The organism is Methylovirgula sp. 4M-Z18 (assembly GCF_037890675.1).
Lineage (GTDB): Bacteria > Pseudomonadota > Alphaproteobacteria > Rhizobiales > Beijerinckiaceae > 4M-Z18.
This window is the reverse complement of sequence record NZ_CP149574.1, coordinates 4,166,526-4,176,529: the sequence shown is the minus strand read 5'-3', so window position 1 is coordinate 4,176,529 and position 10,004 is coordinate 4,166,526. Positions and strand designations below refer to the sequence as shown.

General features: G+C 59.9%; 10 protein-coding genes. 9 read left to right on the top strand and 1 reads right to left on the bottom strand.

The window, feature by feature from the left end; translation table 11 throughout:
- Positions 1 to 4 precede the first annotated feature (4 nt).
- The 4 genes from V9T28_RS19215 (at position 5) to V9T28_RS19200 (ending at position 2,774) form a co-directional block, all read left to right on the top strand.
- Positions 5 to 568 (top strand): invasion associated locus B family protein, encoded by a 564-nt coding sequence (locus V9T28_RS19215; RefSeq protein ID WP_116402632.1) that lies wholly within the window; start codon positions 5 to 7, stop codon positions 566 to 568.
- An 81-nt stretch (positions 569 to 649) separates the two neighbouring features.
- Positions 650 to 1,345 carry a hypothetical protein gene (locus V9T28_RS19210; RefSeq protein ID WP_116402631.1) on the top strand — a complete coding sequence of 232 codons (696 nt, stop codon included), beginning with the start codon at positions 650 to 652 and terminating at the stop codon, positions 1,343 to 1,345.
- Positions 1,346 to 1,498: 153 nt separating this feature from the next.
- Complete coding sequence (locus V9T28_RS19205; RefSeq protein ID WP_245424232.1) at positions 1,499 to 1,849, top strand: DUF4189 domain-containing protein; 351 nt, start codon at positions 1,499 to 1,501, stop codon at positions 1,847 to 1,849.
- 139 nt (positions 1,850 to 1,988) lie between these two features.
- Positions 1,989 to 2,774, top strand: a complete 786-nt coding sequence (locus V9T28_RS19200) for a hypothetical protein (RefSeq protein ID WP_116402629.1) — start codon at positions 1,989 to 1,991, stop codon at positions 2,772 to 2,774.
- A gap of 545 nt (positions 2,775 to 3,319) precedes the next feature.
- Here V9T28_RS19200 and V9T28_RS19195 read toward each other — a convergent pair.
- Positions 3,320 to 4,270 (bottom strand): LysR family transcriptional regulator, encoded by a 951-nt coding sequence (locus V9T28_RS19195; protein WP_116402627.1) that lies wholly within the window; start codon positions 4,268 to 4,270, stop codon positions 3,320 to 3,322.
- A gap of 92 nt (positions 4,271 to 4,362) precedes the next feature.
- Between V9T28_RS19195 and V9T28_RS19190 the strand changes: the two genes are divergently transcribed.
- From V9T28_RS19190 to V9T28_RS19170, 5 genes are all read left to right on the top strand, one after another.
- Positions 4,363 to 5,238, top strand: coding sequence for a dioxygenase family protein (locus tag V9T28_RS19190; protein WP_116402626.1), 876 nt, complete (start codon positions 4,363 to 4,365; stop codon positions 5,236 to 5,238).
- A 1-nt stretch (position 5,239) separates the two neighbouring features.
- A complete protein-coding gene (locus V9T28_RS19185) occupies positions 5,240 to 6,307 on the top strand; it encodes a maleylacetate reductase (RefSeq protein ID WP_245424231.1) in 1,068 nt (355 codons plus the stop codon).
- A 75-nt stretch (positions 6,308 to 6,382) separates the two neighbouring features.
- Positions 6,383 to 8,137 carry an FAD-dependent oxidoreductase gene (locus V9T28_RS19180; RefSeq protein ID WP_116402625.1) on the top strand — a complete coding sequence of 585 codons (1,755 nt, stop codon included), beginning with the start codon at positions 6,383 to 6,385 and terminating at the stop codon, positions 8,135 to 8,137.
- Positions 8,138 to 8,145: 8 nt separating this feature from the next.
- Positions 8,146 to 9,045, top strand: a complete 900-nt coding sequence (locus tag V9T28_RS19175) for an intradiol ring-cleavage dioxygenase (protein ID WP_116402624.1) — start codon at positions 8,146 to 8,148, stop codon at positions 9,043 to 9,045.
- A 315-nt stretch (positions 9,046 to 9,360) separates the two neighbouring features.
- Positions 9,361 to 9,933: an invasion associated locus B family protein gene (locus V9T28_RS19170; protein ID WP_158554897.1), complete on the top strand. Its 573-nt coding sequence runs from the start codon at positions 9,361 to 9,363 to the stop codon at positions 9,931 to 9,933.
- Positions 9,934 to 10,004: the final 71 nt, after the last annotated feature.

Sequence of the window (10,004 nt, the reverse complement as noted above, 5' to 3'; positions counted from 1 at the left end):
CGTCATGCGATTGGTGGTCTTTCTCGCGATCTTCTCGCTGTTATGTCTGGATGCCTGCGCTGCTGAGGCGCAGGTTCCGGCGGGTCCCTATACGGTCAAATCGTCGGAGGTTGCAGTCCCGCCAGGCGAGAAGCTTGGCGAGTTCAGGCGCGTGATTCAGCCCTTCAAAAACTGGACCCTCATCTGCGACGAGAGCCTCAAATCGAAACGACGCGTCTGCAACGTCACGCAATCGATCGTCGACGCGCAGGGCGGGCTCGCCTTCAATTGGTCGCTCATTGCCACGGCCAATGGCAAACCGCTGATGATGATGCGCATTCCCGCCACGGCTGGGGTCGGTCAGCCGATCGAGGTTGCCCTCGGCAATGGACCGGATCGGATCGTCGCCCAGACTGACCGTTGCGATGCAAACTTCTGCTCCGCCATGATCGCGATCGGCGACATGCTGAAGCGGCATATTCATGCCGCGACGGACTGCACGGTTTCCTATCAGCTCCCGCAGGTCGGAACGATCGCTCTGCACGCTCCGCTCGATGGGCTGTATTCCGCCCTTACCGAACTGAAATGACTTCGATGGGAGAAAAACGTGGCCCATCCCTCAACGAACATGAACCTGCGGCGCACGCCCTGAAATAAGGAAGAATCGTCGATGCGACTGAACCGAAATACCTTGCTGGGCGCCTTGGGCGGCACTTTCATTCTCGCGGCTTTGGGAATAAGCGTCGCCGTCTATGCGCAGCAGACGTCGGCCTCCCCTCAACCGGCGGAGACACAGGAGACCACGAAAAAAGCGGTGCGGCGGACCGTCAAACCCGCCCCGAAGCCGCAACCTCAGCAAGAGGCGCAGCAGCAGCAGAAACCGAGCGACGCAAGTACGCAAGCCGCACCGCAGCCCCAGGCAGCCCCACAGCAGCCGAGTGTTTTCGATGAGCATGTTCGACAAGCCAAAATCACCACTTGTGCAAATGTCTTCAGTGCTCTCGGTCATAAAGTGGCGAACAATTCGGTCTTCACGGCCGAGACGCAATGGGACGCCAAGGCGAGCGATGCCCATTCGATCCAGTCAGTCCTTGCGCTCGCCGGCGATGCGGCAAACCCGACGCTGCATGCCGCAGGTGTGGTCTTTGCCGCGCCCATCGGGCAATCCTGCGAAGGAACCTTGGTTCGAGTCACGCCGACAAGCACGAATTGCCCCGACCTCAGCGCCGAATTGACGAAGCAGAACGGTCGCAGCAGCCCGCTCGGCGATCTATCGCTGATCACGTTGCCCAATGGAGCACAGGTCGTACTTATTCCCTTCGGCAATGCCTGCATCGCCATGAGCACGCTCAGGGCTGCCGGCTGACCAGGCGGTCCTGCAGATAGATAGGAGAAAACCATGCTACGCCTCCTCACCGTACTTCTTGCGTGCTGGACATGTCTCGGTCCGGCTGGCGCTGCAGATCTATGCTCTTCCCGCAAGGGGCCATGTCCCAAGGTGAATGAGAAATTCTTGGAGATGAAAGGAATCTGGGGCGCGATCGCATATTCGCCTGACGATGCGCAGCAAGGATTTACGTGGGGGGCCGACAAAGCGGACGACGCCAAACGCGAGGCGATCGATCATTGCAAAGATGCCGGCGGCAAATCTTGCGGGGTTGTGACCCTGTTTCGCAATCATCGGCACTGGGACGACGACGATCATTCGGGATTTCCCTACTTTCATTGCTCGGCGCTGACGCGCAATAGTTCCAACGGTTCCTGGGGCGCTGCATCGGCGGAGACGCGCGCCAAGGCCGAGGAGAAAGCATTACAAAGCTGCAATAAGGCCGGCAACGATTGCAAAGTTGTGCAATGGGTTTGTACATAGAACCCAGTCTGGAGGAACTTGTGTTTCCCTGATGCGCTGCGGCTTGTGGATAATCTCTAATAGAGACCGTTGCAGATGGAGATCGTGATACATCGGGAGCCACCGTCGTCCGCAATCGTCGTACACTTGAAAGTTTCCGATGCTCCCCACTTCCGCCCTTCAGTCGATGAACGTGCTCTGGGCCACGCCCTGCTACATCTCGGCCGTCTCGATGAACTACGTGACCAGCATGTTCGAGCTGACACATGAAGCGGTGCGCTTGGGGTTGCGATCCACCCTGCATCTCCGAGCCGAAAGTCTCGTCACCCGTGGGCGGAACGAGATCGTCAAGTTCTTCCTCATGAACGAACAGTATACACATCTATTCTGGATCGACTCGGATCTCTCGTTCCATTCTTCAGCCGTGACACGCCTCCTATTATCCGACCATGACGTCGCTGCCGGCATCTACCCGATCAAACGATTCAATTGGCCGCAGCAAGGCCTTCCGGCCGGCATTACGAAGGAAGCGTTCGAAGCGCTCTATACCGATTACCCTCTCAATCTCATTGGGCATGGTGCCAAGCCTCTTGCCGACTTCGTCACCCAAGACGATTTCGTCGAAGTCGCGGAGGCACCGACGGGTTTCATGGTCATCAAGCGTGGGGTGTTCACAAAGCTGATGGCCCATTACCCCGAACTCAATTACGTCCCCGACGGTCCGCCCAACAATCCGGAAGCCCCCTATTATTGGCTCTTCTTCGACTGCATGGTGGATCCCGATACGAAGCGCTACCTCTCGGAAGATTATGCCTTCTGCCGACGCTGGCGCGATATCGGCGGCAGGGTCTATGCCGATCTCCGTTCCGACCTCGGGCATCTTGGACAGCACATGTTCCGCGGCAATCTGGCTGAGAGCGTGAAATTGCGCGCGGGAACCCCTTAGCAGACGCCCTCTTCATTATGGATTGCCCCCTATGGACGCAAATAGCTCCCCTGCAGGCGCGAGCAGAAAACTGTCGCATTGCTGCGCAGTTGGAAATCTTATTTTGAGTATCAAAGATTACCGGCCTACCAGCGTACCGCTGTCGGTACGCCCCGTTCTCTTCGCGGCAACGTCGATCATCATCGACCGGGGCTAGATTCCCGCCGGGGGCAACCATCGACGGCTATCGGCGCGAATTGGACACAATCGTCGCAAGTCAATGACCGAACGTCGTAGCCGCGATGCCATCTCACAACTATGCGCAATAAAATTTTCGATTCTCCAAAAATCTCCTCATAAAGCACAGCGCGACTACCGTGGCAGTGCGATCGAACGCATCACGAATCTGGCTGTCATCATTTCGGCATCGGTGTTCGGCGGAATGTCCTCGCCGATGCAGGTCTTCTTGACATCGGAACCGGTCCGATAGCTATCGTACCAGTAACTGCGACCTTTTGGCGTTCAGGCCCGTTCGCCGTGGTCGAATGGCAAGCTGACAATCAAAGTCAAGCGCGCCAGATCACGGCTTGCGCATGGCGCGCGATCAAGAGCCGGAGCTTTTCGAAACTGATCGAGATATGTGACGCGAAGGCATCGACCGCCGGTGCGCGTGGCGTATCCACGCGCCGAAACAGTCCGAGCGCGCGCTTGGGGTGTGGCACCTCCACCGGAAGCGCGGTGATCGCCTTTTCGTTGCGAAATGCGAAGATCACGCTGTGCGGGAGGATGGTCAGCGCATCCGTATGTTTCATGTAATTGATGGCGCTGAGCAACGATCCGCCGGCATAGCGGCTTTTGATCTCGGTGACGCCCAGCGAGATCATCAGGCTGCGCAGATCCGCCATCAGCGGACTGCCGGGCGGCGGCATGATCCACGAATAATCGAGCATCTCCTTCGGCTTCAATCGCCGCTTGCCGAGCAGGGGATGCGTCGCGCCGCAAGCGACCACATTGCGGCCGGGCAGGAGCTCCTTAAACTCCAGGTTCGAGCCCTCGTCGAGAATGCCGATGGGAGAGATGGCAAGATCAATGCGGTCGCTATTGAGCGCGTCGCGCAGGTCGGGCAGGTAGCCATAGCTCTGATCGACCCGCACCTCCGGGTGCGTGTTCTGAAATTCAGCGATCATGGTGGAGATGAGGGCATCGGTGAAGAACGGCGTGCCGCCAACGCGCACCACGCCCGCGCGCCCATGCCGGAAATCGGCGACGAGTTCGGACGCTTTGCGCGATGTCGCCAGCACGACTTGACCGTGCGCGGCCAGGGCCCGCCCGAGTGCCGTCGGCTGTAGCGGACGGCGTCCCTTCTCAAACAGCGGTTCGCCGATCCGCTTTTCCAGCATGGCCAGCGTGCGCGACAAGGCCGACTGGGTCATACCGATCAGCGCCGCGCCCTCGGTGACACCGCCGGCCTGCACCACGGCCGCCAATTGGGCCAGATGACGCTCGTCGAGTTTCATAGCAAAATGCTATATTATTCTTCCCAAAAATCATCAAGTTCCGTGACCAGCGCTGCTAATGTGTTCCCAAGATAAAACCTTTGGAAACGCCCATGCAGCCCCGCATCGCCCATGCATCCGGCCAGTCACCGTCATCGGCGGAGATCGTCATCGGGCGCCTCTTGAAGGACGCGAAGGGACCGCTGCCGGATTTGCTCGCGCGGGTTGTGACCTCGCTTCATGCGCTGGTGCGTGAGACGCGACCGACGCGCGCGGAATGGTGCGATGTCATCGCCTTTCTGACCGACGTCGGTCAGGCAAGTGACGAGTTGCGGCAGGAGTGGGTGCTGCTGTCGGATTTGCTGGGCGTGACGGCCCTGGTCGAGGAGATCAATTCGCAGCATTCCCGCGGCGTGACGCCGAATACCGCGCGCGGCGCGTTCTATCGCGCCGATGCGCCATGGCTCCCGCTTGGCGCCAACCTTTCCCTTGATGGCGTCGGCGAACCTTTGTCGGTGCGGGTCCGTATCCACGATCTCGACGGCCGTCCGGTCTCTGGTGCCACGGTCGCAACCTGGCAGGCAAATGGCCAAGGCTTCTATGAGAACCAGTTCCCGGACCTGCAGCCCGATCGCAATCTTCGCGGCATCTTTTCCGCCGACCAAGCCGGGCAGGTCCATTATCTGACGGTAAAGCCCGCGGGCTACGCGGTTCCCAATGATGGGCCGGTCGGTCAGTTGCTCGGCCGCATCGGATACGTCCCGCGGCGCCCCGCGCATCTGCACTTCATTGTTGCCGCCGATGGTTTCGAGACCATCACCACGCAGATATTCGATGGCGCCGATCCGCTGCTCGCGGAGGACGCGCTGTTCAACGCCAAACCGGATCTGGCCGGCGATTTCCGCAAGGAGGTTGCCCAGGACGGTCGCGTCCGATGGTCGCTTGATTTCACGTTCGTCATGGCTCGTGCCGCAGCCCGGAGACAATAGAATGATGAAGATCGAACCGTTCGCATTTGCTGGCCTGCCCGCGCGGGTGATCTTCGGGTCCGGCACTCTGGCTCAGACCGGTGCGGAGATCGCGCGGCTGGGGCACAAGCGCGCGCTGGTCCTGTCCACGCCGAACCAGAAAGCCGAGGCGGAAGCGCTCGCGTTGCGACTGGAGGGTCTCGCCGGAGGGATCTTTGCCGAAGCGACCATGCATACGCCCTTGGAGGTGACAGAACGGGCCCTCGCTGCCTTCAAGGCAAGCGGCGCCGATTGTGTCGTTGCACTGGGTGGCGGGTCGACCATCGGGCTTGGCAAGGCGATCGCGACGCGCACTGGCGCCGACCAAGTCGTGATCCCGACGACCTATGCGGGCTCAGAAATGACGGACATCCTTGGCGAGACCGCGCACGGTGAAAAGGTGACGCGGCGCGATCCCTCGATCCTTCCGGAGACGGTGATCTACGACGTCGATCTCACGCTGACCTTGCCTGCAAAGCTCGCCGTCACGTCAGGCTTGAACGCGATCGCGCATGCGGCCGAAGCGCTCTATGCACGCGACCGCAATCCGATCATCACGCTGCTGGCGAGCGAGGCGATCCGAGCGCTCGCGAATGCGCTGCCGGCGATCGTGCGGGATGGCGGCGATCGGACCGCACGTGGAACGGCGCTTTACGGCGCGTGGCTCTGCGGTGCGTCGCTCGGCGGTGCGTCGATGGCGCTGCATCACAAGCTTTGCCACACGCTCGGCGGCAGTTTCGATATGCCCCATGCCGAGACGCATGCCATCCTCCTGCCGCATACGATTGGCTTCAACGCGGTCGAAGTGCCCGACCTCTTGCAGCCTGTGACGTCGGCGCTGGGCGGAACGCCAGGTGCCGCGTTGTTCGACTTTGCCGCCTCGCTCGGCGCACCAACCCGATTGCAAGACTTCGGCCTGAGCGAGAGCGATCTCGACCGCGCCGCCGCCATCGCCGTGGCCAATCCCTATTGGAATCCGCGGCCGTTCGACCAAAGCGCCATTCGCAACCTGTTGCAGGCGGCATGGGAAGGACGACGACCAGCTCTTTAGGCGGCAGTTCAATTTTCTGCGTCCGCCGCATGTGGCGCGGCGACCCAATTTTTACAAAATACAAGGGAGGACCGCATGGCTGACATCAGCACCGACGTTCTGATCATTGGTACTGGACCCGCCGGTTCGGCGAGTGCCGCACTGCTCTCGACCTATGGCGTCGACAACATGGTGATCAATCGCTACCGCTGGCTGGCAAACACGCCGCGCGCGCACATCACCAATCAGCGCACCATGGAAGTGCTGCGCGATCTCGGTCGCGAGGTCGAGGACGAGGCCTATCTGTTTGCCGCCGAGCAGGATCTGATGGGCGAGAACGTCTTCTGCACCTCGCTCGCCGGCGAGGAGATCGGGCGCATGAAGAGCTGGGGCAAGCATCCGCTGTCACGCGCCGAACATCAACTTTCCTCGCCGACGTTGATGAACGACCTGCCGCAGACGTTCATGGAGCCGCTTCTGTTCAAGACGGCGTGTTCGCGCGGGACGCAGGCACGCATGTCGACAGAGTATCTCTCGCATGTGCAGGACGCTGACGGGGTGACGACAACATGTCTCGATCGGCTGACCGGCAAGGAATTTACCGTCCGCTCGAAATATCTGATCGGTGCGGACGGCGGCAATTCCAAGGTTGTCGAACATGCCGGCTTGCCGTTTGACGGCAAGATGGGAGTTGGCGGTTCGATGAACATCCTGTTCAAGGCCGACCTGTCCAAATATGTCGCCCACCGACCGTCGGTTCTTTACTGGGTCGTGCAGCCCGGCGCGGACGTCGGCGGCATCGGCATGGGTCTCGTGCGGATGGTGCGACCGTGGAACGAATGGCTGATCGTCTGGGGCTACGATATCAATCAGCCTGCGCCGAATGTCGATACCGAATTCGCGACTAAGGTCGTGCGCGAACTGGTCGGCGATCCGGATCTCGAGGTCGAGATCGAGCAGGTGTCCACATGGACCGTGAACAACATGTACGCGACTGAGATGTCGAACGGCCGCGTCCTCTGCATGGGGGATGCCACGCACCGGCATCCGCCGTCCAACGGACTTGGGTCCAACACGTCGATCCAGGATGCCTTCAATCTTGCCTGGAAGCTCGCCTATGTCCTCAAGGGCAAGGCCGGTGCAAAACTGCTCGACAGCTATTCGCAGGAGCGGGCGCCTGTCGCAAAGCAGATCGTGACCCGCGCGAACAAGTCGATCGATGAGTTCGGCCCTATCTTCAAGGCGCTCGGTCTGCTCGAGTCGATCGATCCGGTGAAGATGCAGCAGAACATGGACGCCCGCTGCGACAACACGCCGGAAGCGGAGGAGCAGCGCAAGAAGATCCGTGAGAGCATCGCCTTCAAGGTCTACGAGTTCGATGCGCACGGCGTCGAGATGAACCAGCGTTACCGGTCCGAGGCCATCGTGTCTGACGGGCAGCCCGAGCCGCTGTTCGAGAAGGATGCCGAGTTGCACTTTCAGCCAACGACTTGGCCCGGCGCGCGCTTGCCGCATGTGTGGCTGTTCGACGGCCATGGCGGCCGGGTCTCTACGCTGGACCTCGCCGGCCACGGTCGGTTCGCGCTGTTGACGGGTATTGGCGGGCAGGGCTGGATTGACGCCGCGGCGATAGTCGGACGGGAATTCGGCGTGGACATTGTACCTTATTCCATCGGGCCACGGCAGCATTGGCAGGATTTTACCGGAGATTGGGCCCGTGGGCGCGAAGTGCGCGACAGCGGCATCGTTCTGGTGCGGCCGGATCAGCACGTCTGCTGGCGGCACGAGACGGTCGCAAGCGATCCTGTCGCCGAGTTGCGCCGTGTTTTCAAGACCATTCTCGACAGATGAGGCAGATCATGCAAGCGCACGAAAGAGGCTTCTTCACGGAAGAGAATTCAGTGGAGGTTGTCACCGGTCGCAACATCAACGCCAAGGATGCGCGGTTGCGGGCTGTGATGGATGTCATTATCCGCAAGCTTCATGAGGCGGTGAAGGAAATCGAGCCGACACAGGACGAGTGGTTCCAGGCGATTCAGTTTCTGACGGCGGTCGGCCATAAGTGCGACGATTGGCGGCAGGAGTTCATCCTGCTGTCCGACGTGCTCGGCGTATCGATGCTGGTCGACGCGATCAACAACCGCAAGCCGTCTGGAGCTTCCGAGAGCACCGTGCTCGGGCCATTTCACGTCGCCGACGCGCCGGAACTGCCGATGGGCGCCAATATCTGCCTCGACCAGAAGGGCGAGGACATGGTGATCCATGGCCACATCCGCGACGTCGATGGTAGGCCGATCGCGGGTGCCACGCTTGATGTCTGGCAGGCCAACGACGAGGGATTCTACGACGTTCAGCAGAAGGGCATCCAGCCCGACTTCAACCTGCGCGGCCTCTTTCGCACGGGGCCTGACGGCAGCTACTGGTTCCGCGCGGTGAAGCCAAAATACTATCCCATTCCCCATGATGGACCGGTCGGACAATTGCTCGCCGCGCTGGGCCGACATCCCAATCGCCCTGCGCATCTCCATTTCATTCTGAGGGCGGACGGCTGTCAGCCGCTGATCACGCATATCTTCGATCCTGACGATCCCTACATCAGCTCCGATGCGGTGTTCGGCGTCAAAAAGAGCCTGCTTGCCAACTTCAAACGCACGAACGATCCGGAACGGGCCTATGAACTCGGCTTTGGCGGCGAATTCTGGGACGTCGAATACGACTTTGTACTGGCGCCCGCTCGGGCCGGGAAGGGGCTCGCCTAAGATCGGGCCGGCCAATTCGGATGACAGTGGTGGTCGCTGTGGACACGGAGGACCTACGGGCGAGCAGGCCCGCGCTCGCGACCATGTGCCTCGGTGTCGGCCATGGTGTCGATTGCGGTCACATTGTGTGAAGACAAGGATGTTTCCGGTCGCCGTGGAGCAGCCCCAAAAGTGATGGAGACATTGCTAAAATGCATCGTGACATGTGTTTAATGTGTGAGGTATTTAACATTATGTATACCGTTGGTCGGCTAAAGTAATTTTGGGGCTATTGGGGGGGATTATCCAATGTTTTGTGGGCGAAGGCTCTGCCTTTTGGCAGCGCTGTGCATCGGCTTAACGTCGTCCTTCGCCTTTGCGCAGTCTTCAAGCTCCGCGCCTATAGCTCTTCCGGCAACAACGGGATTGAGCGCAAGCAATACCGATAATAAAGGCGAGCAATGGGCGACGACCGCTTACGGCGATTGGATCTTACGTTGCAAGGCTTCTCCCACGGCGGGGGGCAAGAAGACTTGTGAGATTGTTCAGCAACTGCTCTCGAACAACGTCATCATCGCGGAAATCGCTTTCGGTTCGGTTGCCGCATCCTCCAAGCCGTCCGCCGAAGTGAACATGGTCGTTGTGCTCCCAAACAATGTTTTGGTCACCGAACCGGTGCAAGCGTCGCCAGATGAGAATGACAAGACGCCGCTGAAGCTGCCGTTCAAAAGGTGTCTGCCGTCGGGCTGTTTTGCCAGCCTACCCCTTTCGCCTGAATTGTTGAGCCGGTGGAAGCAAAGCAACCATCGCGGCCGAATCGCCTTTATGAACGGCAGCAATCAGGACGTTGCCTTGCCGTTCTCCTGTCGTGGCCTAAGCGATGCGCTTGAAGCCATGGCTAAGTCGTGACCTCCCAGAATGGGAGTTCGAAGCCTTTTCCTAAAGTATTTGTGGAATGTAAAAGTAAAAATTGAATTCAG